The 26,062-nt window shown below is 65.1% G+C and carries 23 protein-coding genes and 3 tRNA genes; all 26 read right to left on the reverse strand.

Going from position 1 to position 26,062, the window contains the following annotated elements; translation table 11 throughout:
* Positions 1-109 precede the first annotated feature (109 nt).
* The 26 genes from rpsO to QP552_RS14700 all read right to left on the reverse strand — a co-directional run bounded on the left by rpsO (position 110) and on the right by QP552_RS14700 (position 26,042).
* On the reverse strand, positions 110-370 hold the full coding sequence (gene rpsO, locus QP552_RS14575) for a 30S ribosomal protein S15 (protein WP_005410445.1): 261 nt from the start codon (positions 368-370) through the stop codon (positions 110-112).
* Positions 371-543: 173 nt separating this feature from the next.
* Positions 544-1,452 (reverse strand): tRNA pseudouridine(55) synthase TruB, encoded by a 909-nt coding sequence (truB, locus tag QP552_RS14580; RefSeq protein ID WP_286073944.1) that lies wholly within the window; start codon positions 1,450-1,452, stop codon positions 544-546.
* A gap of 108 nt (positions 1,453-1,560) precedes the next feature.
* Positions 1,561-1,944 carry a 30S ribosome-binding factor RbfA gene (rbfA, locus tag QP552_RS14585; RefSeq protein ID WP_005410447.1) on the reverse strand — a complete coding sequence of 128 codons (384 nt, stop codon included), beginning with the start codon at positions 1,942-1,944 and terminating at the stop codon, positions 1,561-1,563.
* A 125-nt stretch (positions 1,945-2,069) separates the two neighbouring features.
* Positions 2,070-4,715, reverse strand: a complete 2,646-nt coding sequence (infB, locus tag QP552_RS14590) for a translation initiation factor IF-2 (RefSeq protein ID WP_049427045.1) — start codon at positions 4,713-4,715, stop codon at positions 2,070-2,072.
* A gap of 92 nt (positions 4,716-4,807) precedes the next feature.
* Entirely contained in the window at positions 4,808-6,319 is a 1,512-nt protein-coding gene (gene nusA, locus QP552_RS14595) for a transcription termination factor NusA (RefSeq protein ID WP_006458580.1), read from the reverse strand.
* A gap of 4 nt (positions 6,320-6,323) precedes the next feature.
* Complete coding sequence (gene rimP, locus QP552_RS14600; RefSeq protein ID WP_005410450.1) at positions 6,324-6,914, reverse strand: ribosome maturation factor RimP; 591 nt, start codon at positions 6,912-6,914, stop codon at positions 6,324-6,326.
* Between the two features lie 400 nt (positions 6,915-7,314).
* Positions 7,315-7,391 (reverse strand) — tRNA-Met (locus QP552_RS14605).
* A gap of 82 nt (positions 7,392-7,473) precedes the next feature.
* Positions 7,474-7,550, reverse strand: a tRNA-Met gene (locus tag QP552_RS14610).
* A gap of 127 nt (positions 7,551-7,677) precedes the next feature.
* Positions 7,678-9,138, reverse strand: coding sequence for an NADH-quinone oxidoreductase subunit NuoN (gene nuoN / locus QP552_RS14615; protein ID WP_286073945.1), 1,461 nt, complete (start codon positions 9,136-9,138; stop codon positions 7,678-7,680).
* Between the two features lie 15 nt (positions 9,139-9,153).
* On the reverse strand, positions 9,154-10,662 hold the full coding sequence (locus QP552_RS14620; RefSeq protein ID WP_005410452.1) for an NADH-quinone oxidoreductase subunit M: 1,509 nt from the start codon (positions 10,660-10,662) through the stop codon (positions 9,154-9,156).
* Positions 10,663-10,685: 23 nt separating this feature from the next.
* Complete coding sequence (gene nuoL, locus QP552_RS14625) at positions 10,686-12,860, reverse strand: NADH-quinone oxidoreductase subunit L (protein ID WP_286073946.1); 2,175 nt, start codon at positions 12,858-12,860, stop codon at positions 10,686-10,688.
* Positions 12,861-12,867: 7 nt separating this feature from the next.
* On the reverse strand, positions 12,868-13,173 hold the full coding sequence (nuoK, locus tag QP552_RS14630; protein WP_005410454.1) for an NADH-quinone oxidoreductase subunit NuoK: 306 nt from the start codon (positions 13,171-13,173) through the stop codon (positions 12,868-12,870).
* Positions 13,170-13,826: an NADH-quinone oxidoreductase subunit J gene (locus QP552_RS14635; protein WP_010486441.1), complete on the reverse strand. Its 657-nt coding sequence runs from the start codon at positions 13,824-13,826 to the stop codon at positions 13,170-13,172. The genes nuoK and QP552_RS14635 overlap by 4 nt, the downstream gene beginning before the upstream one ends.
* 9 nt (positions 13,827-13,835) lie before the next feature.
* Entirely contained in the window at positions 13,836-14,324 is a 489-nt protein-coding gene (gene nuoI / locus QP552_RS14640; protein WP_005410456.1) for an NADH-quinone oxidoreductase subunit NuoI, read from the reverse strand.
* Positions 14,325-14,327: 3 nt separating this feature from the next.
* On the reverse strand, positions 14,328-15,422 hold the full coding sequence (gene nuoH / locus QP552_RS14645) for an NADH-quinone oxidoreductase subunit NuoH (protein ID WP_005410457.1): 1,095 nt from the start codon (positions 15,420-15,422) through the stop codon (positions 14,328-14,330).
* Positions 15,419-17,653 carry an NADH-quinone oxidoreductase subunit NuoG gene (nuoG, locus tag QP552_RS14650; RefSeq protein ID WP_286073947.1) on the reverse strand — a complete coding sequence of 745 codons (2,235 nt, stop codon included), beginning with the start codon at positions 17,651-17,653 and terminating at the stop codon, positions 15,419-15,421. Before nuoG ends, nuoH begins: the two co-directional genes overlap by 4 nt.
* Positions 17,650-18,990: an NADH-quinone oxidoreductase subunit NuoF gene (nuoF, locus tag QP552_RS14655; RefSeq protein ID WP_005410459.1), complete on the reverse strand. Its 1,341-nt coding sequence runs from the start codon at positions 18,988-18,990 to the stop codon at positions 17,650-17,652. Before nuoF ends, nuoG begins: the two co-directional genes overlap by 4 nt.
* Positions 18,991-18,994: 4 nt before the next feature.
* Positions 18,995-19,522 carry an NADH-quinone oxidoreductase subunit NuoE gene (nuoE, locus tag QP552_RS14660; protein WP_006381132.1) on the reverse strand — a complete coding sequence of 176 codons (528 nt, stop codon included), beginning with the start codon at positions 19,520-19,522 and terminating at the stop codon, positions 18,995-18,997.
* Between the two features lie 97 nt (positions 19,523-19,619).
* Entirely contained in the window at positions 19,620-20,927 is a 1,308-nt protein-coding gene (locus QP552_RS14665; RefSeq protein WP_111113461.1) for an NADH-quinone oxidoreductase subunit D, read from the reverse strand.
* The gene (locus QP552_RS14670) at positions 20,924-21,673 is read right to left on the reverse strand and encodes an NADH-quinone oxidoreductase subunit C (protein ID WP_005410462.1); all 750 of its coding nucleotides are present in this window, start codon (positions 21,671-21,673) and stop codon (positions 20,924-20,926) included. Before QP552_RS14670 ends, QP552_RS14665 begins: the two co-directional genes overlap by 4 nt.
* 33 nt (positions 21,674-21,706) lie before the next feature.
* The gene (locus QP552_RS14675; protein ID WP_005410463.1) at positions 21,707-22,261 is read right to left on the reverse strand and encodes an NADH-quinone oxidoreductase subunit B; all 555 of its coding nucleotides are present in this window, start codon (positions 22,259-22,261) and stop codon (positions 21,707-21,709) included.
* The gene (locus QP552_RS14680; RefSeq protein WP_005414075.1) at positions 22,252-22,608 is read right to left on the reverse strand and encodes an NADH-quinone oxidoreductase subunit A; all 357 of its coding nucleotides are present in this window, start codon (positions 22,606-22,608) and stop codon (positions 22,252-22,254) included. Before QP552_RS14680 ends, QP552_RS14675 begins: the two co-directional genes overlap by 10 nt.
* A 111-nt stretch (positions 22,609-22,719) precedes the next feature.
* Positions 22,720-22,804: transfer RNA gene (locus tag QP552_RS14685), tRNA-Leu, on the reverse strand.
* A gap of 51 nt (positions 22,805-22,855) precedes the next feature.
* Positions 22,856-23,293 carry a preprotein translocase subunit SecG gene (gene secG / locus QP552_RS14690; RefSeq protein WP_286073948.1) on the reverse strand — a complete coding sequence of 146 codons (438 nt, stop codon included), beginning with the start codon at positions 23,291-23,293 and terminating at the stop codon, positions 22,856-22,858.
* A gap of 31 nt (positions 23,294-23,324) precedes the next feature.
* Positions 23,325-24,080 (reverse strand): triose-phosphate isomerase, encoded by a 756-nt coding sequence (gene tpiA / locus QP552_RS14695; RefSeq protein WP_286073949.1) that lies wholly within the window; start codon positions 24,078-24,080, stop codon positions 23,325-23,327.
* Between the two features lie 1,026 nt (positions 24,081-25,106).
* On the reverse strand, positions 25,107-26,042 hold the full coding sequence (locus QP552_RS14700) for a 2-oxoglutarate and iron-dependent oxygenase domain-containing protein (RefSeq protein ID WP_106548827.1): 936 nt from the start codon (positions 26,040-26,042) through the stop codon (positions 25,107-25,109).
* Between the last annotated feature and the right edge of the window lie 20 nt (positions 26,043-26,062).

Here is a 26,062-nt window from a genome sequence, read left to right on the forward strand (position 1 = left end):
GGCGACCCTTGCCGCCAGCGGGTGGCCGGATCGTTCCGGCCTGAATCGGGGATTGCGGTGCTACAAAACAAAACCGCGGCGCATCGCTGCGCCGCGGGGGATTCGTTGCTTAGCGACGCAGGCCAAGCTTTTCAATCAGGGCCTTGTAACGCTCGACGTCCTTCTTCTTCAGGTAGTCGAGCAGGCTGCGACGGCGGTTGACCATCTGCAGCAGGCCGCGGCGGCTGTGGTGGTCCTTCTTGTGGGTCTTGAAGTGGCCGGTCAGCAGTTCGATGCGGGCGGTCAGCAGGGCAACCTGGACTTCCGGGGAGCCGGTGTCAGCCGAGCTGCGCTTGTTGTCTTCAATGACCTTCTGGGTGTCGATCGACATTTCTTTTTTCTCTGTGATGCGTGGCCGGCAGGAACGCGCTTCGCGCACCGCCAGGCTCGCCGTGGACTACGAGGATGAAACCTGCGCGAGGCAGGCTGCCGGAAAACGGCCGCGAAATTGTAACGGTCGGGGGGGCCGGGAACAAGGTCCGGGGCTGAACCACCCTGCCCCGTTCAGAGGTTGAAGCGGCGCTGCGGGGCCAGCAGCCCGCTGTCATCGACCTGCCCGAGCCCCTGGACAGCATCGTCCGGACCAAACACGGCGACCAGGCCATGCGGCCAGGACGGGTCGCGCTGGCGCTGGCCGACGCAGAAGCGGTGGGCCTGGCCGGCATCGAGGTCGACCCGCGGGTATTCCGCCAGCCCGGCCGCCAGCGGCAGCAGCAGCGCGTCCATGCCCGCCTCGTCGCCGGCCTCGACCATTGCCCGCAGCTGGTCCAGCGTGACCGTGGCCGGTTCGCGGAACGGTTCCACCCAGAGCCGGCGCAGCGCGCTGATATGGGCGCCACAACCCAGCGCCTCGCCCAGATCGCGGGCCAGGCTGCGGATATAGGTGCCCGAGCCGCAGGTCACGCGCAGGCGCAGCCGTTCCGGCTGCTGCTCCAGCACCTCGATGGCATGCACCTGGACCTCGCGCTCTGGCGCTTCGATGACATCGCCACGGCGGGCCTTCACATACAGCGGCTCACCGCCCTGCTTCAACGCCGAATAGATCGGGGCACGCTGGCGGATGCTGCCAGTCAGCGGTGCCAGTGCGGCCTGCAGCGCCTCGGCACTGATCACCGGCACCGGGCGCTGCAGCAGCACCTGGCCTTCGGCGTCATCGGTATCGGTGGTCTGGCCGAGCACGATCTCGGCGTCGTAGGCCTTGGCCGAGCCGAGCAGCAGGCCGGCGATCTTGGTCGCCTCGCCGAAGCACAGCGGCAGCAGGCCGGTGGCCAACGGGTCGAGGCTGCCGGTGTGGCCGCCCTTCTCGGCGCGGAACAGGCGGCGGGCCACCTGCAGGGCGGCGTTGGAGCTCATGCCGGTCGACTTGTCGAGCAGCAGGATGCCATCCAGGCGGCGGAACTGAATTCGGGTCATGACAGATACGGGTAGCGCCGGGCCATGCCCGGCGAGCGCGAAGCGCGGCCAGCGTCCGGCCTCGCACGGTCAGAATGGAAAGACGCCGGGCATGGGCCCGGCGCTAGCTTATTCTTCGTCGCTCTCGCGACGCTTCTCCGCGGCCAGCGTATCGGGCAGGTCGCGCAGGATGTTGTCGATGTGCTCACCACGGTCGACCGAATCGTCGTAGTGGAAATGCAGCTCCGGCACGTGGCGCAGCTTCATCGCGCGGGCCAGGTCCATGCGCAGGCGGTAGCCCAGCTCCTTCAGGCCGGCCACGGCTTCAGCCGAACGCTCCGGCATCAGCGCGGTGACGAACACCTTGGCATGGGCCATGTCGCGGGTGATTTCCACGTCGGACACGCTCACCGAGGGCAACCCGTGCTCGCGCACGGCGTTGTGCACCAGGGTGCCGAGTTCACGGCGCAGCTGGGCGGAGACACGGTCGGTTCGATGGAAAGTCTTGGGCACGCGGTCAGGCTCTTGATTTGAATGTGACCCGACCAAGGCCGGGCCCTACCAGGGAAGGCGGCCCGACCAGGGTCGGGCCCCACCAGGGTGGCGGACCGATCCGCGAGGACCGGCCCCTTGCAGCATTACAGGGTGCGCGGCACTTCGATACGCTCGAAGCACTCGATCTGGTCACCCGGCTTGACGTCGTTGTAGGCCTTCACCGCGATACCGCATTCGGTACCGTTGCGGACTTCCTCGACGTTTTCCTTGAAGCGGCGCAGCGATTCCAGCTCGCCTTCGAAGATCACCACGCTGTCGCGCAGCACGCGGATCGGCTTGTTGCGCTTGACCACGCCCTCGATGACCATCGAACCGGCGACGGCGCCCAGCTTGGAGCTGCGGAAGACGTCGCGGACCTCGGCGATACCGATGATCTCTTCGCGGATCTCCACGCCCAGCAGACCGGAAGCCACCTGCTTCACCTGATCGATCACGTCATAGATGATCGAGAAGTAACGCAGGTCCACGCCGTTGGATTCGATGATGCGACGGGCCGAAGCATCCGCACGCACGTTGAAGCCGATGACGGTGGCCTTCGAAGCGGCCGCCGAGTTGGCGTCCGATTCAGTGATGCCGCCCACGCCGGAGTGGATCACGTTGATGCGGATGTCTTCGTTGGACAGCGCGACCAGTGCCTGGCTGAGGGCCTGCACCGAACCCTGCACGTCGGCCTTGATGACCAGGTTGAGGACCTGCTGGCCCTCGCCCTTGCCCAGGGTCGCCATGATGTCTTCCATACGGCTGCCAGCGGTGGCGACCAGGCGCGATTCACGGCGCTTGGTCTCACGCTGCTGGGCAACGTCCTTGGCCAGGCGCTCGTCCTCGACGACCACGAAGTCGTCACCGGCTTCCGGCACGCCGGACAGGCCCAGGACCTGCACAGGGATGGACGGGCCGGCGAACTCCGGCTGCTTGCCGGTTTCGTCGAACAGCGCACGCACGCGGCCGTACTGGATGCCGCACACCAGGTAGTCGCCCTTCTTCAGGCGGCCCTGCTGCACCAGCACGGTAGCGACCGGGCCGCGGCCCTTGTCCAGCGACGATTCGATCACCACGCCCGAGGCGCGGCCTTCGTCGACGGCCTTCAGTTCCAGCAGTTCGGCCTGGATCGAGATGGCGTCCAGCAGGTCGTCGATGCCCAGGCCGGTCTTGGCCGAGATCTCCACCATCTGGGTGTCACCACCGAAGTCTTCGGCCACGACCTGCTCGGACAGCAGTTCGTTCTTGACCCGCATCGGGTCGGCGTCGGACTTGTCGATCTTGTTGATCGCCACGATCAGCGGCACACCCGCCGAACGGGCGTGCTGGATCGCTTCCTTGGTCTGCGGCATGACGCCGTCATCGGCGGCCACGACCAGCACCACGATGTCGGTCAGCTTGGCGCCGCGGGCACGCATCGAGGTGAAGGCAGCATGGCCCGGGGTATCCAGGAAGCTGATCACGCCCTTCGGCGTATCCACGTGGTAGGCACCGATGTGCTGGGTGATGCCGCCGGCTTCGCCGGTGGCGACCTTGGTGCGGCGGATGTAGTCCAGCAGCGAGGTCTTGCCGTGGTCGACGTGGCCCATGATGGTGACCACCGGCGGGCGCTGGGTGGCTTCGCCCTGGTTTTCACCGGTCGAGGCCAGCAGTGCGTCTTCGGCGTCGTTGTCGTTGGCACGGATCGCCTTGTGGCCGAGTTCTTCGGTCACCAGCGCGGCGGTGTCATGGTCGATGGACTGGGTGATGGTGGCCATCACGCCCATCTTGAACAGCGCCTTGACCACCTCGCCGCCCTTCAGCGCGAGCTTCTGCGCCAGGTCGGCCACGGTGATCGTGTCGCCGATCGCCACTTCACGCACCACCGGTGCGGTCGGACGCTCGAACGCGTGCGGACCGGCATTGTTGCCACCGCGCGACATGTCGCGACGGCCACCGGCCTGGTTGCGCCCGCCCGGACGACCACGGGTGTTGCTGTTGTTGCTGTTGCCACGACGCGCGCGGTCGGCAGCCGACAGGTGCATCTGGCCGGCGAAACGGTCGCCCGGGCCACGCTCGTTGCGCGGTGCGCTGCGGTTGTTGCGGTCGTCGTTGCGCGGCGGCGGCGGTGCACTGCGCGGCGCAGCCGGAGCCGCGGCCGGAGCACGCGGCGGGCGCGGCGCGGTTTCATCGATCGGAGCGCGCTTGGGCTTGCTGGCAGCCAGCGCCTCGGCAGCCTTGGCGGCAGCCGCAGCTTCCTCGGCGGCCTTCTTCTCGGCCTCTGCGCGTTCCTTGGCCGCGACCTCTTCCTCACGGGCACGGACGATGGCTTCGTCGCGCAGACGATCCTTCTCGGCCAGGGCCTGCTGTTCGGCAAGGTTGCGGGCACGCGACTCTTCCAGCTTGCGCAGGATGTCGGCGCGCTCTTCGTCCGGCGTCATGGCGCGAGCACCATCCTTGACGTAGGTACGCTTCTGGCGGACCTCGACATTCACGGTCGTCTTGCTGCGACCGGAATTGACCGTCACTTCCTGCTGCTTCCGGCGGTTGAGCGTGATCTTCTTTGCAGACTGATCGGTCTCTTCCGGGGCCTGCTCGGGCTTGCCGTGCGAACGACGAAGGAAGCCCAGGAGCTTCACCTTCTCGGAGCTGGTCACGACCTGGTCGGGACCGCTGAACTTCATGCCGGCACCGGCCAGCTGTTCCAGCAGTTTTTCGACCGGCGTGTTGACCAGTTCGGCAAGCTTGCGGATGGTGGTTTGCTGCGACATTCGGATCCTATGATCTTGTGGGCGCCCCCCCGCATCTGGAGGTGGCGCGGATTCTACGCCCTGAGCGGCTCAGGGCCCTGTTCATTGCCGGCTCATTCGCCGCGTTCCAGTCGGGCGATCTCTTCGGCACGGGCGGCCAGGATCAGCGCAGCGGCGCGCGCCTGATCCAGTCCTTCGATGCCGAAGTCCATGACCTCGTCGGCGGCCAGGTCGGACAGGTCCTCGCTGGTACGCACGCCGTGGCCGGCCAGCGCATACGCGGTGGCTTCGTCCATGCCCTTCAGGGACAGCAGGTCCTGCGCCGGCTGGCCGTCTTCAAGGCCTTCCTCGACTGCCAGGGCCTCATTGAGCAGCGCATCGCGGGCACGAGCGCGCAGCTCTTCGACGATGTCTTCGTCGAAACCTTCCACGGCCAGCAGTTCGCCGACCGGGACATAAGCGATTTCCTCGACGGTGCCGAAGCCTTCGCTGACCAGGATGCCGGCGATCTCTTCGTCCACTTCCAGCTTGTCCATGAACAGCTGGCGGGCCGAAGCCTGCTCGGCTTCCGACTTGGCGGTGACCTGGTCCTGGGTCATCACGTTGAGCTGCCAGCCGGTCAGGCGGCTGGCCAGGCGCACGTTCTGGCCGCCCTTGCCGATCGCCTGGGCCAGGCGGTCTTCAGCGACGGCCAGGTCCATCGAGTGCTTGTCTTCATCGACGATGATCGACTGCACTTCGGCCGGTGCCATCGCATTGATGACGAAGTTGGCCGGGTTGTCGTTCCACAGCACGATGTCCACGCGCTCGCCATTGAGCTCGTTGGACACGGCCTGCACGCGCGAACCGCGCATGCCGATGCAGGCGCCGATCGGATCGGTGCGCTGGTCGTGGGCCAGCACGGCAATCTTGGCGCGGTCGCCCGGATCGCGGGCACAGGCCTTGATTTCCACCAGGCCCTGGCCGACTTCCGGCACTTCCAGCTTGAACAGCTCGATCATGAATTCCGGGGCGGCGCGGCTGATGAACAGCTGCGGGCCACGCGGCTCCGAACGGACTTCGGCCAGGTAGCCGCGCACGCGGTCGCCGGCGCGCAGCACGTCGCGCGGAATGCCCTTGTCCTTCGGGATGAAGCCTTCGGCGTTGCCACCGAGGTCGACATAGATGTTGCCGCGCTCGGCGCGCTTGACCACACCAGTGATCAGTTCGCCGACGCGATCCTTCCACGCATCCACGACCTGCTGGCGCTCGGCTTCGCGCACGCGCTGGACGATGACCTGCTTGGCGGCCTGGGCAGCGATGCGGCCGAAGTCCGGGTTCTCGATCTGCTCTTCGATGTAGTCGCCGACGTCCACGCCTTCGGCTTCATCGACGGCGTCCATCAGGCGGATCTGGCGGTCCGGCGATTCCATGACCACGTCATCGGCCACCACTTCCCAGCGGCGGTAGGTTTCGTAGCTGCCATCCTTGTGGTCGATGACCACGCGGGTCAGCACTTCCTCGTCGGGATAGCGCTTCTTCGCTGCCGAGGCCAGGGCGGCCTCGATGGCATCGAAGATCACTTCACGCGGCACGCCCTTCTCGTTGGCGACCGCGTCGACTACCAGCAACAGTTCCTTGCTCATTGGCTCACTCCGCGCGCGGCTTCTTTGCCGCCGGCTCGTTGGAAGAAGAATTCGTGTTCGGCTTCGGACGCTTCGGTGCCGGACCGGTCGGCTTGCTCGGGGCCAGCCCCAGCGCCACCCAGTCGGGCATGATCCGTGCCTTGTCGATGTTGTCGGCCGACACCACCACTTCGGTCTTGTCGACGATGAAGGTGATGGTGCCTGCGGCCTCGTCGGTCGCCTCGATACGGCCCTGCAGGCGACGACGGTTGTCCTGCGGCAGCTTCAGCGTGACCTTGGCCGATTCACCCTGGTGGCGGGCGAACTGCTCCAGGTTGAACAGCGGGCGATCCACGCCCGGCGAGGACACTTCCAGCGTGTAATTGCCGCTGATCGGGTCTTCGACGTCCAGCTGCGCCGACACTTCGCGGCTGACCCGCTCGCAGTCGTCGACATTGATGATGCGCTCGGGCTGTTCAGCCAGCGGCACGTCGATGTAAAGGCGCAGGGTCGCACCGCCGGGGGCCGGCAGATACTCAACGCCCAGCAGCTCCAGGCCCAGCGACACAACGGTCGGGGCGAGCAGATTCGCGATGTCGGTTGCCTTGTCGCTCACAGCCTGCCTTGATCTCTTGGTTGGGTGCCGGCCTTGGCCGGCGTGAAAACATGACGCCCCGGAAACGACAAAGGGCCCGCTGGGCCCCTTTTCCGGAAAGACTCCGGTGACTGGATTCCGGTTGCAACCTGCAGTGCCTGCCGGTTGCGGCCCTCCTTCCGGGTCCGGACTCCCGCCGGGAGGCCGCCTTCAGGGGTACTGCTAGGCCGCTGATGATAGCGGCTGCACCGCGCTGGTGCAAGGTGCGGGGCTACCCCGAAGCGTCCGCTGCGCTCGCCGGGCATGGCCCGGCGCTACCACCGTGCGGCGTACGGGTAGCGCCGGGCCATGCCCGGCGGATCGCGCACCGCCCCAAAGAAAAACGCCCTCGAAGCAGGACTTCGAAGGCGATCTCTTTACTTGGTAGCGGGGGCAGGATTTGAACCTGCGACCTTCGGGTTATGAGCCCGACGAGCTGCCAGACTGCTCCACCCCGCATCAGAAGCGGAATTATGAGGCATAACTTCAAAACCTGCAAGCTTTTCCTCATTCATCAAGCCGGTTGGCGCCGATTCGATGTTGGTAGCGGGGGCAGGATTTGAACCTGCGACCTTCGGGTTATGAGCCCGACGAGCTGCCAGACTGCTCCACCCCGCACCGGAAGTGTTTGAACTGCTGCCCTGCTCTTTCGAGGAGGGCTACCGCAACGATGTTCTGGCTGAACCGCTGCAGTGACAACTCAGGCTGCGCATATTACACGAATCGCGCAGCTTTGTGTCAACTTTTATGCAAGATGCGCAAATGCCTGCTGGCACCAGACCATGATCGGGTTCCAGGCCAGGCCCAGCGCCAGCAGCGCCAGCGCGTTCACGCCCAGCACGAGGCCCAGCACGCGGTCGTTGCTGCGCGGCATGGCCTCGCCCACCGGCTCATCGAAGTACATGACCTTGATGACGCGCAGGTAGTAGAAGCAGCCGACCACGGCGCACAGCACGCCGAGGATGGCCAGCCACAGCAGGCCGCCATTGACGGCCGCGCTCAGCACCGCCAGCTTGGTCCAGAAGCCCAGGAACGGCGGGATGCCGGCCAGCGACGCCATGATGCACAGCACCAGGCCGGCCATCCACGGGTTGCGGGCATTGAGGCCCTTGAAGTCCTCGATGTTCTCGGCTTCAAAGCCGGCACGCGACAGCGCGATGATCGCGCCGAAGGCGGCGGTGGACATGATGGCGTAGGCCAGTGCGTAGAACAGCGCTGCGGCATAGCCCTGCGCGCCACCACCGGCGATGCCCATCAGCAGGAAGCCGATGTGCGAGACGGTGGAGAACGCCAGCATGCGCTTGAGGTTGCTCTGCGCGATGGCCATCAGGTTGCCGATGACCAGCGAGACCGCGGCCAGGCCGGCGATCAGCAACTGCAGTTCGGTCGACAGCGGACCCACGCCCATCTCCAGCAGGCGGTAGGCCATGCCGAAGGCGGCCAGCTTCGGCGCCGAGCTGATGAACAGCGCGATCGGTGCCGGGGCACCCTGGTACACGTCCGGCAGCCACATGTGGAACGGTGCAGCACCCAGCTTGAAGGCGACGCCGGCGATCATGAACACCGCACCGGTGATCAGCAGCACGCGCTCTTCCGAGTGCGGGATGGCGTCACGGATGACGTCCAGGTGCAGGCTGCCGGTGGCGCCGTAGATCAGCGACATGCCGTACAGCAGCAGGCCCGAGGCCAGCGAGCCAAGCACGATGTACTTCATCGCCGCTTCCGAGGCCAGGCCGTTTTCACGGTTGCTGGCGACCAGGGCGTAGGAGCACAGCGCCAGCAGTTCCAGGCCCAGGTAGACCATCAGCAGGCTGCCGGCCGAGACCAGGATCATCATGCCGGCGGTGCCGAACAGGATCAGCACCGGGATCTCGCCCTGGAACAGGTTGCGGTCACGCAGGTAGCGCCAGCCGTAGACCAGGGTCAGGCCGCTGAGCAGCACGATCCCGGTCTTCATCACGTCCGCGGCGGTATCGCGCACGAACATGCCATGGAAGACCTCGCCCTGCCCGCCCACGCCGGTGGCCAGCATGAACAGCACCACGGCCAGCGCAGCGAGCGAGAACAGGTGGGTGACGATCTTGTTCCGGTTGCTGACGAACAGGTCGAGGATCATCAGGGCGAAGGCGCTGCCGATCAGCACCAGCTCGGGAGCGAGCGGTGGCAGGTCAGCGGCGGTCAATGGCAGCAGCGGCGAGGTGGTCATCATCAAATCCTGGAATTACAGCAGCTTGCTGGATGCGATCTGCATCGCCAGCTTCGCGATCGAGGGCTCCATCAGGTCGGTCAGCGGCTTGGGGTAGATGCCCAGGGCCAGCACGCCGATGGCGAACACGCCCAGCACCAGCCATTCGCGGCCGTTGATGTCCTTCAGTTCGGCCACGTGGCTGTTGGCCACTTCGCCGAAGAAGATGCGCTTGTACAGCCACAGGGTGTAGGCGGCGCCGATGATCAGGGTGGTGGCCGCGCCCAGTGCGATCCACGGATTACGCTGGAAGGCCGACAGGATGACCATGAACTCGCCGACGAAACCGCTGGTGCCCGGCAGGCCCGCGTTGGCCATGAAGAACAGCATGGCGAAGGTGGCGAACCACGGCATCACGTTGACCACGCCGCCGTAATCGGCGATGCGGCGGCTGTGCATGCGGTCGTACAGCACGCCGACGCAGGAGAACATCGCGCCGGACACGAAGCCGTGCGAGATCATCTGCACCATGGCGCCCTGCAGGCCCAGGCGGGCAGCATCGGCGTTGCCGGCTTCACGCACCAGCCACAGGGCGATGAAGGTGCCCAGGGTGACGAAGCCCATGTGCGCGATCGACGAATAGGCGATCAGCTTCTTCATGTCGTCCTGCACCAGGGCGACCAGGCCGACGTAGATCACCGCGATCAGCGACAGCGCGATCACCAGCCAGGCCCATTCCTGCGACGCGTCCGGGACGATCGGCAGGTTGAAGCGCAGGAAGCCGTAGCCACCGATCTTCAGGGCGATGGCGGCCAGGATCACCGAACCGGCGGTCGGCGCTTCCACGTGGGCGTCCGGCAGCCAGGTGTGGACCGGGAACATCGGCACCTTGACCGCGAAGGCGATCAGGAACGCGAAGAAGATCCAGGTCTGTTCCTTGGCCGACAGCGGCAGCGCGTACAGGTCGGCCAGCTGGAAGCTGCCGCCCTTCATGTACAGGTAGATCAGCGCCACCAGCATCAGCACCGAGCCGAGGAAGGTGTACAGGAAGAACTTCAGCGCAGCGTAGATGCGGCGCGGCCCGCCCCAGACACCAATGATCAGGAACATCGGGATCAGCATGGCTTCGAAGAACACGTAGAACAGCATCGCGTCCGTCGCGGCGAAGATGCCGACGGTGACGCCTTCCAGGATCAGGAAGGCCGCCACGTACTGGTTCACGCGCTTGTCGATGGCGCTCCAGGCGCCGATCAGGGCAAGCACGCTGACCAGGGTGGTCAGCAGGATCAGCGCCACGGCAATGCCGTCCACGCCCAGGTTGTAGCCGATCTTGTACGCCGGGATCCAGGCATGGGTCTCGACGAACTGCAGACCGTCGATGCCCGCGTTGTAGCCGCTCAGCAGCGAGAGGCTTGCAACGAAGGTGAGCACCGCGACGCCCAGCGACGCCCAGCGGGCAGTCTGTGCATCACGGATCGCAAGGATCAGGGCGCCACCGATGATCGGCAGCCAGATGAGGACACTGAGTAGAGGCCAGTTCGACACGTCTTCTTATTCCGTACAGGTCATCAACGCAGGTAATGCATCAGCACGCCCAGCAGGGCAATCAGGCCGATGATCATCGCGAAGGCGTAGTGATAGAGGAAACCGGATTGGGTACGACGCAGCACGCCGGCTGCAACGTCCACAACACGTGCCGAGAGATTGACCACGCCGTCGACGATGTTGCTGTCGATCCAGCGCGAGACCTTGCCCAGCTTGACGCTGCCGCCGGCAAAGCCATCGATCCACAGCTTGTCGAAGCCGTACTTGTTTTCCAGCACCGAAACGATCGGGGCGAAGGTCTTGCGCGCCTTGCCCGACAGGTCCGGCTTCCACAGGTAGAACAGCGCAGCAAGCAGGAAGCCCGCCAGGGTCAGCCAGAACGGCGGCAGCATCATGCCGTGCAGCGCGAACGCCACCGGGCCATGGAACTCTTCACCCAGGAACGCGACGGTGTTCTTGGCCGGATCGTAGAAGTCGACGATGCCGGTGAAGAACGTCTGTGCCTGGCCCTTGATCGCCTCGTGCGCATGGTGGCCGGCCCAGTCGGTGCCGTGCAGCATCGGACCGATGCTGAAGAAACCGATGGCGATCGACGGGATGGCCAGCAGGATCAGCGGCAGGGTCACTACCCACGGGGTTTCGTGCGGCTCATGCGGACCGTGGCCATGGCCGTGGTCGTCATGGGCATCGCCGTGGTGGGCGCCGGCATGGTGCGCGTCGGCGGCGTGGTGATCGTCATGGCCATGACCATGATCGTCATGCGCGTCGCGGAAACGTTCCTTGCCATGGAAGGTCATGAACAGCAGGCGGAAGCTGTAGAAGCTGGTCACCAGCACGCCACCCAGCACCGCCCAGTAGCCATAGGTGGCCACCCAGCTGTTCTGCATGTGGGCGTGGATTTCGGCCGCCTCGATGATGGTGTCCTTCGAGTAGAAGCCGGAGAAGAACGGCGTGCCGACCAGGGCCAGCGTACCGATCCACATGGTGATGAAGGTGATCGGCATGTACTTGCGCAGGCCGCCCATCTTGCGCATGTCCTGCTCATGGTGCATCGCGATGATGACCGAGCCGGCGCCCAGGAACAGCAGGGCCTTGAAGAAGGCGTGGGTCATCAGGTGGAACACGGCGGCCGAGTAGGCCGACACGCCCAGGGCGACGGTCATGTAGCCCAGCTGCGACAGCGTGGAGTACGCGACAACGCGCTTGATGTCGTTCTGCACGATGCCGATCAGGCCGGTGAAGAACGCGGTGGTGGCACCGATGAACAGCACGAAGTTCAGCGCGGTCTGCGACAGCTCGAACAGCGGCGACATGCGGGTGACCATGAAGATACCGGCGGTCACCATCGTCGCGGCGTGGATCAGTGCCGAGATCGGGGTCGGGCCTTCCATCGAGTCCGGCAGCCACACGTGCAGCGGGACCTGGGCCGACTTGCCCATGGCGCCGATGAACAGGCAGATGCAGATGACGGTGGCGATCGACCAGATCACCGGCTCGTTCAGCAGCTGCATGCCCAGGATCGTGCCGTCCCAGATCTGCAGCTGGGCGCGCGGGTCGGCCAGCATGCCGGCCTGCGAGAACACCTGCGAGTAGTCCAGGGTGCCGAACACCCACAGCACGCCGGCGATGCCCAGCAGGAAGCCGAAGTCACCGACGCGGTTGACCAGGAACGCCTTCATGTTGGCGAAGATCGCGGTCGGGCGCTTGAACCAGAAGCCGATCAGCAGGTACGACACCAGGCCCACCGCTTCCCAGCCGAAGAACAGCTGCAGGAAGTTGTTGCTCATCACCAGGGTGAGCATCGAGAAGGTGAACAGCGAGATGTAGCTGAAGAACCGCTGGTAGCCCGGATCGTCCTGCATGTAGCCGATCGTGTAGATGTGGACCAGCAGCGACACGAAGGTCACCACCACCATCATCATCGCGGTCAGCTTGTCGACCATGAAGCCGACGTGGGCCGAGTACTGGCCAACCTCGAAGAACGTGTAGATGTTCTGGTTGAACGGCTGCGCGCCGCCCCACATCAGCTGGTAGAACGTGTACATCGACAGGCCGCAGGCTACTGCGACGCCGAGGATGGTGATGGTCTGCGCGCCGAAGCGCTTGACCTGGCGACCGAACAGGCCGGCGATGATGCTGCCGAACAGCGGTGCAAGCACCACTGCGATCAACAGACTCTTGGAGAGAGTGATTTCCATCTGTGGATCAGCCCTTCAGCGAATCGACTTCGCCGACATTGATCGTGCGGCGGGTACGGAACAGGGTCACCAGGATCGCCAGGCCGATGGCGGCTTCCGCGGCGGCGACGGTCAGGATGAAGAACACGAACAGCTGGCCGGACGGATCGCCCAGCTGACGCGAAAATCCGACGAAATTGATGTTCACCGACAGCAGCATCAGCTCGATCGACATCAGCAGGACGATGACGTTCTTCCGGTTGAGGAAGATGCCGGCCAGGCTGATGGCAAACAGCACCGCGCCCAGCGCAAGCATGTGGCCAAGGGTAATCACGGCTGGGTCTCCTCGCCGGTGGCCGGCTTGCTGTTGCTGTGCACGACCGGTGCTTCGGCGCCCATCTTGACCATGCGCAGGCGCTGGCCGGCCTTGACCATGGTCTGCTCACCCGGGTTCTGGCTCTTCACGCCGGTACGGCGGCGCAGGGTCAGCATCACGGCGGCCACCACGGCCACGGTCAGGATGACGGCGGCGAACTCGAACGGCAGCAGGTATTCGGTGAACAGCGTGCGCGCCAGCCAGGTGACGTTGGAGCTGTCGGCAGCGACCGCAGCGGCGTTGTCGGCCGGGAACGGGGTGACCGCCCTGCCCTTCACGCCGATCAGGATCAGCATCTGCACCAGCATCGCCACCGCCACGATCAGACCGACCGGCAGGTAGCGCACCCAGCCTTCACGCATCTTGGTGGGATCGATGTCCAGCATCATCACCACGAACAGGAACAGCACCATCACCGCGCCGACGTAGACCAGCACCAGCGCCACGCCGAGGAACTCGGCGCCCACCAGCAGCCACACGCAGGCAATGGAGAAGAAGGTCAGCACCAGGCACAGCACTGCATGCACCGGGTTGCGCACGCTGATCACCGCACCGGCCGAAACCGTTGCCGCGATGGCGAACACCCAGAAAGCGATATTTACCCAATCCATCTCTCGACCTCAGCGGTAAGCGGCATCGGCGGCACGACGCTCGGCGATCTCGTTTTCGAGACGATCGCCAAGGGCCAGCAGCTGCGGCTTGGTAACGATGTTTTCGCCACGGTTCTCGAAGTGGTACTCGAGGATGTGGGTTTCGACGATCGAGTCCACCGGGCAGCTTTCTTCGCAGAAGCCGCAGAAGATGCACTTGAACAGGTCGATGTCGTAGCGGGTGGTACGGCGGGTGCCGTCCTCGCGCTTGGCCGAGTCGATGGTGATGGCCAAGGCCGGGCACACCGCTTCACACAGCTTGCAGGCAATGCAGCGCTCTTCGCCGTTGGGATAACGGCGCAGTGCGTGCAGGCCACGGAAGCGCGGCGACTGCGGGAACTTCTCCATCGGGTACATCATCGTGTACTTCGGCTTGAAGCTGTACTTCAGCGTCAGCCAAAGACCGGCCAGCAGTTCGAGCAGCAGCAGGCTCTTGAAGTAATGGGTAATCCTGTTCATCACTTAGACGCCCTTTTGAATCACGCCGAAGAACACCATGACGGCGGTAACCGCGATCCACAGAATGGCCAGCGGGATGAAGACCTTCCAGCCCAGGCGCATGATCTGGTCATAGCGGAAGCGCGGGAAGCTGGCACGGAACCAGATGTAGGCACTGGCGAAGAAGAACACCTTGACGAACAGCCACGGTGCACCGCCCTTCCAGATCCAGTCGACCAGCGGCGAGACATCGCCGAAGTTGACCCAGCCCTGGACCGGGCTCAGCCAGCCGCCAAGGAAGAAGATCGAGATCAGGAAGCTGATCAGGATCATGTTCGCGTATTCGGCCAGGAAGAACAGGGCGAAGGCACCGCCGGAGTATTCGACCATGTGGCCGGCCACGATTTCCGACTCGCCTTCCACCACGTCGAACGGCGCGCGGTTGGTTTCAGCCACGCCCGACACCCAGTAGATGACGAACAGCGGGAACAGCGGCAGCAGGAACCAGTCGAAGAAGCCGGAGCTGCCGGCCTGCGCCATCACGATGTTGCTCAGGTTCAGGCTGCCAGCGGCGATCATCACGCCGACCAGGGCGAAGCCCATGGCGATTTCGTAGCTGATCATCTGCGCCGAGGCGCGCATCGCACCCAGGAACGCGTACTTCGAGTTGGACGCCCAACCGGCCAGGATGATGCCGTAGATGCCCAGCGAGGTCATCGCCAGCAGGTACAACAGGCCAGCGTTGGCGTTGGACAGCACGATCTGCGAATCGAAGGGCACCACCGACCAGGCCGCGAAGGCCGGGGCCAGGGTGATCAGCGGGGCCAGCAGGTAGATCGCCTTGTTGGCACTGCTCGGCTGGACCACTTCCTTGAACAGCAGCTTGAAGACGTCGGCGAAGGCCTGGAAGATGCCCATGCCCACGTACATCGGGCCGTGGCGGACGTGCATCCAGCCGATCAGCTTGCGTTCCCAGACCACGTAGAAGGCCACCGAGATGATCACCGGCACGGTGATCACCAGGATCTTCAGGATGATCCAGATCAGCGCGCCGATATCACCGAGGCCAAGCAGCCACTGGTGCAGCGGGTCGACCGCGTTCAACAGCAATTCGTTCATGCAGCCACCACCGTTACGCGAGCGGCACCCAGCGGCGCGGTCGCGCCGTGGCCCGATTCAATCCAGACCGAACCCGCAGCGACGCGGGCGTCGACCACCACCGGCAGGGTGGCCTTGCCGGCATCGGTGCCGACCTTGGCCATCTGCCCTTCCTGCAGCTGCAGGCGAGCGGCATCTTCAGCGTTCAGCACGATGCGCGGGGCGTTGTTCAGCGGATGCGACTGCAGCGCCGGCGCGCGACGGACCACCGCATCGGTGCGGTAGATCGCGGCGGTCGAAGCCACTTCCAGGCCTTCACCGGCAACCGCCGGCTGCGCCGAAGCGGCAACGGTGACCGACACCGGGGCCAGGCTGGCACGCAGGCCGGCCAGGTCGGTGAAGTCGAAACCGGTCAGCGCCATTTCGCCGCCCAGTGCACGCAGCACGCGCCAGCCTTCACGGGCCTCGCCCGGCAGCTTGCCGCCGGCACGGGCCGACTGCTCGCGACCATCGAGGTTGGTCAGGGTGGCGTCGATTTCCGGCAGTGCACCGATCGGCAGGATGACGTCGGCGACGTCGCGGGTGGACACGCAGGCGAACTGGCTGAAGGCCACCACCTGGGCACCGACCAGTGCCTTGCGCGCGGCCGGGGCATCGGCGAAGTCCAGGCCCGGCTCCAGGCCGTAGACCACGTAGGCCTGGCGCGGCTGCGCCAGCATCGCGGCGACGTCCTTGCCGGCCGGCAGCACGCCGGCGCGGGTCAGGCCCACGGCATTGGCGCCCTGCGGGATGCGGCACAGCTTGGCACCGGTGGCGGCGGCGAACTCACGCGCAGCGGCGCGGATCGCGGCAGCCTGCGGGTGGTTCTCGGCGATGCCACCGACGATCAGCACGGTGTTGTTGCCGCCCTGCACGGCCGAACGCAGCTCGGCGTTGGCCAGCGCGTCGACGAACTTCGACGGCGCGACGATCTGCTTGCCGGCAATGCTGAAGGCGAAGTCGAAGTCCACCGGGTTGACGACGTGGATCTTCGCGCCCTTGGTGGTCTGCGCCTTGCGCAGGCGGGCGTGCAGCAGCGGCAGTTCGTGGCGGATGTTGCTGCCCAGAACGACGATGCGGTCGGCGCCTTCGATTTCGGCCAACGGCAGGCCGAACACTTCGGCGGTTGCGGCGTCGGAGAAATCGCGGTTGTTGATGCGGTGATCGATGTTGCTCGAGCCCAGGCCCTTGGCCAGGCGGGCCAGCAGCGCGCCTTCCTCGTTCGAGGTGGACGGGTGCACCAGCACGCCCAGGTTGTCGCCCTGGTTCGCCTTGAGGATCTCGGCGGCCGCGGCCAGGCCTTCGGCCCAGCTCACTTCCTTCCACTCGCCATTGACCTTGCGCAGCGGCTTGACCGCACGGTCTTCGCTGTACAGGCCCTGGTGCGAGTAGCGGTCACGGTCGGACAGCCAGCACTCGTTCACGGCTTCGTTGTCGCGCGGCACGGTGCGCAGCACTTCGCCGCGACGCACGTGCAGGAACAGGTTCGAACCCATCGCGTCGTGGTAACCCAGCGACTCGCGCGCGGTCAGTTCCCACGGGCGGGCGCGGAACTGGAATACCTTGTTGGTCAGCGCGCCGACCGGGCAGACGTCGACGACGTTACCGGACAGCTCGGTGGTCAGCGGCTTGCCGTCGAAGGTACCGATCTGCAGGTTCTCACCGCGGTACATGCCACCCAGCTCGTAGGTACCGGCAACGTCGGCGGTGAAGCGGACGCAGCGGGTGCACTGGATGCAGCGGGTCATCTCGGTGGCGACCAGCGGACCCATGTCCTCGTCCGGCACCACGCGCTTGCGCTCGTTGAAGCGGCTGACCGAACGGCCATAGCCCAGCGACACGTCCTGCAGCTCGCACTCGCCGCCCTGGTCGCAGATCGGGCAGTCCAGCGGGTGGTTGATGAGCAGGAACTCCATCACCGAGCGCTGGAACTTCAGTGCCTTTTCGCTACGGGTGGCGACCTTCATGCCGTCCATCACCGGGGTAGCGCAGGCGGGTGCCGGCTTCGGCGACTTCTCCACGTCCACCAGGCACATGCGGCAGTTGGCGGCGATCGGCAGCTTCTCGTGGTAGCAGAAGCGCGGAATGGAGATGCCGGCCTTGTCGGCGGCCTGGATGATCATCGAGCCCTTGGGCACGACCAGCGACTTGCCATCGATCTCGATGGTGACGTGATCGGGTGGGACGCTCGGATTTACGGGTTGCGCGCTCATGCAGCGGCTGCCTCCACCTTCTTGCCGTCAACCATCGAATGACCGTTGACGATGTAGTACTCGAACTCGTCCCAGAACTGGCGCAGGAAGCCCTGGATGGGCCATGCAGCCGCTTCGCCGAACGCACAGATGGTATGGCCTTCGATCTGGCCGGCCACTGCCTTCAGCTGGTGCAGGTCTTCCATCGTGGCCTTGCCGGCGACGATGCGCTCCAGCACGCGGTGCATCCAGCCGGTACCTTCACGGCACGGGGTGCACTGGCCACAGGATTCCTTGTGGAAGAACTGGCTGATGCGGCAGGCGAACTTGACGCAGCAGACGCTGTCGTCGAGCACCACGATCGCACCCGAACCCAGGCCGGAGCCCAGCGCACGGATGGTGTCGTAGTCCATCGGCAGGTCCTTCAGCTCGGCCGCGGTCAGCACCGGCATCGACACGCCGCCCGGGATCGCGCCCTTCAGGGTGCGGCCCGGACGCAGGCCACCTGCCATTTCCAATAGATCGTGGAATTTGGTACCCAGCGGCACTTCGAAGTTGCCACCGTTCTGCACGCAGCCGGACACCGAGAAGCACTTCGGGCCGCCGTTGGCGGTCAGGCTCAGGCCCTTGAACCACTCCGGACCGTTGCGGATGATCGCCGGCACCGAACCGTAGGTTTCGGTGTTGTTGATCGTCGACGGCTTGCCGTACAGGCCGAAGTTGGCCGGGAACGGCGGCTTGTAGCGCGGCTGGCCCTTCTTGCCTTCCAGCGATTCCATCAGCGCGGTTTCTTCGCCGCAGATGTAGGCGCCGGCGCCCAGCGCACCGTAGATGTCGATGTCCACGCCCGAGCCCATCACGTTCTTGCCCAGCCAGCCGTTCGCATAGGCGTCGGCCAGGGCCTGCTCGAAGTGCTCGAACGGCTCGTGGTGGAACTCACCGCGCAGGTAGTTGTAACCCACGGTCGAACCGGTGGCGTAGCAGGCGATCGCCATGCCTTCCACCACCGAATGCGGGTTGTAGCGCAGGATGTCGCGGTCCTTGCAGGTGCCCGGCTCGGATTCGTCCGAGTTGCAGAGGATGTACTTCTGCATGTTGCCCTTGGGCATGAAGGACCACTTCAGGCCGGTCGGGAAGCCGGCGCCACCGCGGCCGCGCAGGCCCGAGGCCTTGACCATCTCGATGACCTGCTCCGGCGGGATCTTCTCTTCGAGGATCTTGCGCAGGGCGGCGTAGCCACCGGTCTTCAGGTAGCTTTCGTACGACCACGGGGTGTCGTAATGCAGGGTGGTGTAGACCACCTGGTGCGGCAGCGGCGCGGGGCCGACCGGACCCTTGGATTCGTGGTGATGTGCCATGCCCTTACTCCAGCCCGTCCAGCAGCTCGTCGACCTTTTCCAGGGTCAGACGCTCATGGTAGTGACCGTTGATGACCATCATCGGCGCGCCACCGCAGCCGGCCAGGCACTCTTCCTCGCGCTTGAGGTAGACGCGGCCGTCCGGGGTCGATTCACCGTGCTTGATGCCCAGCTTCTTCTCGCAATGGCGCACGATGTCCTCGGCGCCATTGAGCCAGCAGCTGATGTTGGTGCAGATGGCCACGTTGTTGCGGCCCACCTTCTCGGTCTCGAACATCGAGTAGAAGCTGGCGACCTCGTAGGCCCACACCGGCGGCAGGTCCAGGTACTTGGCCACGCCGGCGATCAGTTCGTCGGTCAGCCAGCCCTCGTTCTGCTCCTGGGCCGCATGCAGGCCCTGCAGCACGGCAGAGCGCTTGCGGTCCGGCGGGAACTTGGACAGCCAGTGATCGATGTGAGCGCGGGTCTTGTCGCTCAACACCACCATCGGGTCGACGTCGCGCGCCGCCTCGAAATTACCTGTCGCCTTCATCGGCCGACCTCAGCGAAATGCATAACGTGAAATTCCAGAAACTGCGGCGCCGGCTTGCGCCGGCTGCCTGCAGCGGGCGTTGGCGTGGCGGACGGCATTACCGGTCAACCTCGCCGAACACCAGGTCGTAGGTACCGATCATCGCCACCACGTCGGCCAGCATGTGGCCGCGCACGATCGAATCGATCGAAGACAGGTGGGCGAAGCCCGGCGCACGCAGGTGCACGCGGAACGGCTTGTTGGCGCCATCGGAGACCAGGTAGCAGCCGAACTCGCCCTTCGGGGCTTCCACCGCCGAGTAGGTCTCGCCGGCCGGCACGCAGTAGCCTTCGCTGAACAGCTTGAAGTGGTGGATCAGCGCTTCCATGTCGTCCTTCATGTCCTCGCGCCTGGGCGGAGCGACCTTGAAGTTCTTCACCATCACCGGGCCCGGGTTGGCCTTCAGCCATGCCACGCACTGCTTGATGATGCGGTTGGATTCGCGCATTTCGGCAACGCGGACCAGGTAACGGTCGTAGCAGTCGCCTTCCTTGCCCAGCGGGATGTCGAAATCGACGGCATCGTACTTGGCGTAGGGGCGCTTCTTGCGCAGGTCCCAAGCAATGCCCGAGCCGCGCAGCATCACGCCGGTCATGCCCCACTGGTGGGCCAGTTCCGGAGTGACCACGCCGATGCCGACGGTACGCTGCTTCCAGATGCGGTTATCGGTCAGCAGGGTTTCGTATTCGTCGATGCGCTTGGGGAACTCGACGGTGAAGTTCTCCAGGAAGTCGAGCAGCGAGCCTTCGCGCGAAGCATTGAGCTGCTTCAGCGCCTTGCCCTTGTGCCAGCGCGATTCCTTGTACTTCGGCATGTGATCCGGCAGGTCGCGGTAGACCCCGCCCGGACGGTAGTACGCCGCGTGCATGCGCGCGCCGGAGACCGCTTCGTAGCAGTCCATCAGCTCTTCGCGCTCGCGGAAGGCGTACAGCATCACCGCCATCGCACCCAGGTCGAGCGCGTTGGAGCCCAGCCACATCAGGTGGTTGAGGATGCGGGTGATTTCGTCGTACATGGTGCGGATGTACTGCGCACGCTCCGGCGCCTCGATGCCCATCAGGGTCTCGATCGCGCGCACGTAGGCGTGCTCGTTGCACATCATCGACACGTAGTCCAGGCGATCCATGTAGCCGATCGACTGGTTGAACGGCTTGGACTCGGCCAGCTTCTCGGTACCACGGTGCAGCAGACCCACGTGCGGGTCGGCGCGCATGATGGTTTCGCCGTCCATTTCCAGGATCAGGCGCAGCACACCGTGCGCGGCCGGATGCTGCGGGCCGAAGTTCATGGTGTAGTTGCGGATTTCCTGCCGTGCTTCGGCCGGATTGCTCGCGAACGCTTCGCGGGCCTGGTGGAACTCGCTCACTTCACTGCCTCCTGCGCGCGCTCACCTTCTGCGGTCTGCAGACGGGCGTCGTCACGGATCACGCGCGGCACGCCGACACGCGGCTCCACCGAGGTGACCGGTTCGTAGATCACGCGCTTCTTTTCTTCGTCGTAGCGGACTTCGACATTGCCGATCAGCGGGAAGTCCTTGCGGAACGGATGGCCGACGAAACCGTAGTCGGTCAGGATCCGGCGCAGGTCCGGGTGGCCTTCGAAGATCACGCCGTACAGATCGAACGCTTCGCGCTCGAACCAGTTCAGGCCCGGCCAGATGCCGGTCAGCGAGGACACCACCGGCAGTGCTTCGTCAGGGGCGAAGCAGCGCAGGTGCATCATCAGGTTGTGCTGGTACGAACGCAGCTGGGCGACCACGGCGAAACGCTGGGTCGGCATGTGCTGCGGGCGGGCACCGTCGGCACCGTTTTCCTCGGTGGGGAATTCGCCCCACGCGAAACGGCCCTGGGCCTTGCCTTCGACGCCACGACTGAAGCCCTGCGAGGACACGTCGGCGGTGTCCCATTCGTCGGAGCCATAGCCAAGGTAGTCGACGCCGCAGAGATCCACGGCCTGCTCGAAACCAAACTCGTCACGCAGCGCCAGCGCGGTGGCATGCCACTCGGCGGCAGGCACCTCCAGCGTCACTTCGCCGCGGGGTTCGACCACGATGACCTTCGCACCAGCGAAACGTGCGGAGAGTCGGTCGATGAAGGATGCTTGCTCTGCCATGGGGGCTTGGCGCGCTCTTGTAGTGTGGAAGGGTCAGCGGGCGATGGTCTGTGTACGCCAGATCTTCTTCTGCAGCTGCAGGATCCCGTACACCAGCGCCTCGGCGGTCGGCGGGCAACCCGGGACGTAGACGTCCACCGGCACCACGCGATCACAGCCGCGCACGACAGAATAGGAGTAGTGGTAATAGCCGCCGCCATTGGCGCAGCTACCCATCGAGATGACCCACTTCGGGTCCGGCATCTGGTCGTAGACCTTGCGCAGCGCCGGGGCCATCTTGTTGACCAGGGTACCGGCCACGATCATCACGTCGGACTGGCGCGGCGACGGGCGGAACACCACGCCGTAGCGGTCAAGGTCCAGGCGCGCGGCGCCGGCGTGCATCATCTCGACCGCGCAGCAGGCCAGGCCGAAGGTCATTGGCCACATCGAGCCGGTGCGCGCCCAGTTCAGCAGTGCGTCGACGCTGGTGGTGACGAAGCCCTTCTCCAGCAGCGGGTTGTCGCCTTCCGGCCGCAGGATGTCATCAACCCGGCCTTCCGGCGTGGGGTTGTTCATGAGGCCATCGAGAGTCTGAATCACTCCCATTCCAGCGCTCCCTTCTTCCAGACGTAAATGAAACCGAGGAACAGCATGCCGACGAACAGGCCCATGGTGACGAGCGAACGGGCGCCCAGCTCCATGAAGACCTGGGTCCACGGCACGATGAAGATGATTTCCAGGTCGAAGACGATGAACTGGATCGCGATCAGGTAGTAGCGCACGTCGAACTTCATGCGCGCGTCTTCGAAGGCCTCGAAGCCGCACTCGTACGGCGACAGCTTTTCCAGATCGGGGCGGCGGGGACCGAGGAATCGACCAACCAGCATCAGCGTAATGCCGATACCGGTGGCAACGATCAGAAACAGCAGAGACGGCAAATATTCGGCCAGCACAGCGATTCTCTCTTGCCTCTGCCGCTGCGCCTGCAGGCGCTTTGGCATGGGGGAGTGGACGGGAATCTACCTGGCGCCTTGCGCGCCAGGCGAACCCGCTTTACTTACAAATGGTGCCCAAGAGGGGACTCGAACCCCTACGACCTAAGTCGCTACCACCTCAAGGTAGTGCGTCTACCAATTCCGCCACCTGGGCAAACGATCACATCAGACTATCTTCCCGATGCGCCGCGTATTGTAACCGGCTTCAGTGTTTCTGGGAGCCTTCCGAAGGCTTTTCTTCACCAGAAACCGAAGATTCCGCCTGAGCCGGCACATTCGCGGCCGGAACCGGGGCTACCGGGACCGCATCGGCCTTCGGAACGGCCGGCAATTCGCCTGCCGGAGCCGCCGGAGCGACCGCCGCCGGGGCGGACATCAGGCCCAGATCCTGGTCGGCCGCCGGACGGCTGCCATGACCGGCATACCAGGCCATGAAGAGGCTGATGCCGAAGAACACGACAGCCAGCCACTTGGTCGACTTGGACAGGAAGTTCGAGGCGCCACGCGCACCGAACACCGTACCCGAGGCACCGGCACCAAAGCCCGAACCCGCCGCCGCACCCGAGCCACGCTGCATCAGGATCAGCGCGATCATGGCCACAGCGACCAGCACGTAGACGACATTGAGGATCAACATCAGCATTGGAAACCGCCCTCGGACAATACTTCTAGGATTAGTTCGCGGCCGCCGCCCTTGCGATGGCCAGGAAGTCCGCGGCCACCAGGGAGGCGCCGCCGACCAGCCCACCATCGACATCCGGCTGCGCGAACAGTTCCCCGGCATTGTCGGGCTTCACGCTACCGCCGTAAACAATGGGCAGTGAATCAGCGATTCTAGCATCGATACGCGCGACTTCGCCACGGATGAACGCGTGCACCTGCTGTGCCTGCTCCTTGGTGGCGGTACGGCCAGTACCGATGGCCCAGACCGGCTCATAGGCAACCACCGCCTGAGCGAAACCGGCGGCACCCACCAGCTCCAGCACCGGTGCCAGCTGGCTGGCGATGACCGCCTCGGTCTGCCCCGCTTCGCGCTGCTCCAGGGTCTCACCCACGCACAGCACCGGCACCAGGCCGGCATGCAGGGCCGCGGCGAACTTGCGTGCGACCAGCTCGCTGCTTTCGTGGTGGTACTGGCGGCGCTCGGAGTGGCCGACCAGGCCATAGCGCGCACCGACCTCGTGCAGCATGGCGGCGCAGACCTCGCCGGTGTAGGCGCCCTTCTCGTTGCTGCTGACGTCCTGTGCACCGAACACCAGGCCGGTGTCACCAAAGTCCTCGACCAGTTCACCCAGGTACGGCAGCGGCGGCAGGATCACCACATCCACCCCATCCAGCGGCAGCCCGGTGGCCACCTGCCCCAGCAGTTCATTGGCGAATTGACGGCTGCCATGCAGCTTCCAGTTTCCGGCGACGATCTTGCGGCGCATGAGCGGGTGGCTCCTGTGTGAAGTCAGCCGGTCATGATACCCGTTACGACAAAAATCCGTTTCCGTGTAAGCGGTTACATGGATTTTCAGCCAACGGCGCAGCCCCTCGTGGCGGGGTGGGGTTGGTCGAGGAGAGCCCCGGTTGGATTGGTGGGCCTGGCCGGGCGGGTGGGACTGCGCAGGGGGCGCTGCAAGTACGTCCATGTAAGCTCGATCGCCGCATCCATGCGGCTCACGCCCCTGCGCAGCCCCACCCGCCCGGCCTCTGACACGTTCCGGCGGTTCCGCCCGCCACGGAAAGAAAAAGAAGATCAAAAGCAAAAGCGGCATTGCGGGTGGCTGCCGGGCTGGACCAGCCCCCTACCCCGCTTCGATCTGACAGATCTCATCCACGCATGGCGTGGATCTACCGTGTCGACCAAGGTCGACACCCAATCCATGCGGCTCACGCCCCTGCGCAGCCCCACCCGCCCGGCCTCTGACACATTCCGGCGGTTCCGCCCGCCACGGAAAGAAAAAGAAGATCAAAAGCAAAAGCGGCATTCCGGGAGGTTGCCGGGCTGGACCAGCCCCCTACCCCGCTTCGATCTGACAGATCTCATCCACGCATGGCGTGGATCTACCGTGTCGACCAAGGTCGACACCCACGGGAAATCACGATTTGCCAACCGTCACCGGGAAACTGTCGAAGGCGGGGAGGTGTCGGATGGCGGGGTGTCCGCGGCATGGGCCCGAGGCATGCCTCGGGCGGGTTGGGCCGGACGCCCAACCCCGGTCTTGCCGTGTGCGCAGGAAAGCGCACACGAGCAAGCCGCGGCCAAGCCCCCAAGGATGGGTTTACGGCGTCCCCGCCATCCGACATCTCCCCGCCTCCCCACGGAACACCCCAGAGCCGCTTTGGCTTTGGCTTTGGCTTTGGCCTCTGCGGGTGCAGGGTGCAACCATGCCGAACACCCTCCGCTGCGCTCGCCGGGCATGGCCCGGCGCTACCCGTAATGAAAAGGCCGCCTTCCGGCGGCTTCTTCATTACTTCAGCTTGATCTCGCGCAGGCGTTCCTCGAGGAAGCCGTGGGCGGTGATCGGCTCCGGGTACCGGCTCGGGTTCTCCGGGGTGATGCAGGACGGCAGCACGTCGATCAGGAAATCCGGGTTCGGATGCAGGAAGAACGGCACCGAGTAGCGCGGCTGGCGGGCCAGCTCGCCCGGGGGGTTGACCACGCGATGGATGGTCGACGGGTACACATGGTTGGTCAGGCGCTGCAGCATGTCGCCGATGTTGACCACGATGGTGTCCGCGTCCGAGGTGAACGGCACCCACTCGCCCTCGTGCGACTGCACTTCCAGGCCCGCGGCGCTGGCACCGACCAGCAGGGTGATGAAGTTGATGTCGCCATGCGCACCGGCGCGCACGTTCGGGATGTCGTCGGTGGTGATCGGCGGGTAGTGGATCGGGCGCAGGATCGAGTTGCCGAAATTGGTCTTGTCGGCGAAGAAGTCTTCCGGCAGGCCGATGTGCAGGGCCAGCGCCGACAGCACGCGCGAGCCCAGGTTGTCCAGCGCCTGGTACAGGCCGTAGCCGCGCTCACGGAAGCCCTCGACCTCGGTCGGCCACAGGTTCGGCGCCATCACGTCACGGTACTTGGAGTCATCGGCGATTTCACGGCCGATGTGCCAGAACTCCTTCAGGTCGAAGTGCTTGGAGCCCTTGGCGGTTTCCACACCGAACGGGGTATAGCCGCGGGCGCCGCCGCTGCCGGCCACGTGGTACTTGCGCTTGACCTCGTCCGGCAGGGCGAAGAAGGCCTTGAAGGCATCGTAGGCCGCGTCGATGTCGGCCTGCGGAATGCCGTGGTTGCGGATGCCCGCGAATCCCCATTGGCGGTAGGCCGCGCCCAGCTCGGCCACGAAGGCCTCGCGGTCGCTGTCGAAACGGGTGATGTCGAGGGTGGGGATCTGGCTCACAGCGATTCCTGGCTTGTCAT

The organism is Stenotrophomonas sp. 59, from assembly GCF_030291095.1.
GTDB lineage: Bacteria > Pseudomonadota > Gammaproteobacteria > Xanthomonadales > Xanthomonadaceae > Stenotrophomonas > Stenotrophomonas maltophilia_Q.

Excerpts from the sequence above, each read along its gene's own strand:
- rpsO (WP_005410445.1), bottom strand. The coding sequence starts at position 370 with ATGTCGATCGACACCCAGAAGGTCATTGAAGACAACAAGCGCAGCTCG.
- truB (WP_286073944.1), bottom strand. The coding sequence starts at position 1,452 with ATGACCCGAATTCAGTTCCGCCGCCTGGATGGCATCCTGCTGCTCGAC.
- infB (WP_049427045.1), bottom strand. The coding sequence starts at position 4,715 with ATGTCGCAGCAAACCACCATCCGCAAGCTTGCCGAACTGGTCAACACG.
- nusA (WP_006458580.1), bottom strand. The coding sequence starts at position 6,319 with ATGAGCAAGGAACTGTTGCTGGTAGTCGACGCGGTCGCCAACGAGAAG.
- nuoN (WP_286073945.1), bottom strand. The coding sequence starts at position 9,138 with ATGACCACCTCGCCGCTGCTGCCATTGACCGCCGCTGACCTGCCACCG.
- nuoL (WP_286073946.1), bottom strand. The coding sequence starts at position 12,860 with ATGGAAATCACTCTCTCCAAGAGTCTGTTGATCGCAGTGGTGCTTGCA.
- QP552_RS14635 (WP_010486441.1), bottom strand. The coding sequence starts at position 13,826 with ATGGATTGGGTAAATATCGCTTTCTGGGTGTTCGCCATCGCGGCAACG.
- nuoI (WP_005410456.1), bottom strand. The coding sequence starts at position 14,324 with ATGAACAGGATTACCCATTACTTCAAGAGCCTGCTGCTGCTCGAACTG.
- nuoH (WP_005410457.1), bottom strand. The coding sequence starts at position 15,422 with ATGAACGAATTGCTGTTGAACGCGGTCGACCCGCTGCACCAGTGGCTG.
- nuoG (WP_286073947.1), bottom strand. The coding sequence starts at position 17,653 with ATGAGCGCGCAACCCGTAAATCCGAGCGTCCCACCCGATCACGTCACC.
- nuoF (WP_005410459.1), bottom strand. The coding sequence starts at position 18,990 with ATGGCACATCACCACGAATCCAAGGGTCCGGTCGGCCCCGCGCCGCTG.
- nuoE (WP_006381132.1), bottom strand. The coding sequence starts at position 19,522 with ATGAAGGCGACAGGTAATTTCGAGGCGGCGCGCGACGTCGACCCGATG.
- QP552_RS14670 (WP_005410462.1), bottom strand. The coding sequence starts at position 21,673 with ATGGCAGAGCAAGCATCCTTCATCGACCGACTCTCCGCACGTTTCGCT.
- QP552_RS14675 (WP_005410463.1), bottom strand. The coding sequence starts at position 22,261 with ATGGGAGTGATTCAGACTCTCGATGGCCTCATGAACAACCCCACGCCG.
- secG (WP_286073948.1), bottom strand. The coding sequence starts at position 23,293 with ATGCTGATGTTGATCCTCAATGTCGTCTACGTGCTGGTCGCTGTGGCC.
- tpiA (WP_286073949.1), bottom strand. The coding sequence starts at position 24,080 with ATGCGCCGCAAGATCGTCGCCGGAAACTGGAAGCTGCATGGCAGCCGT.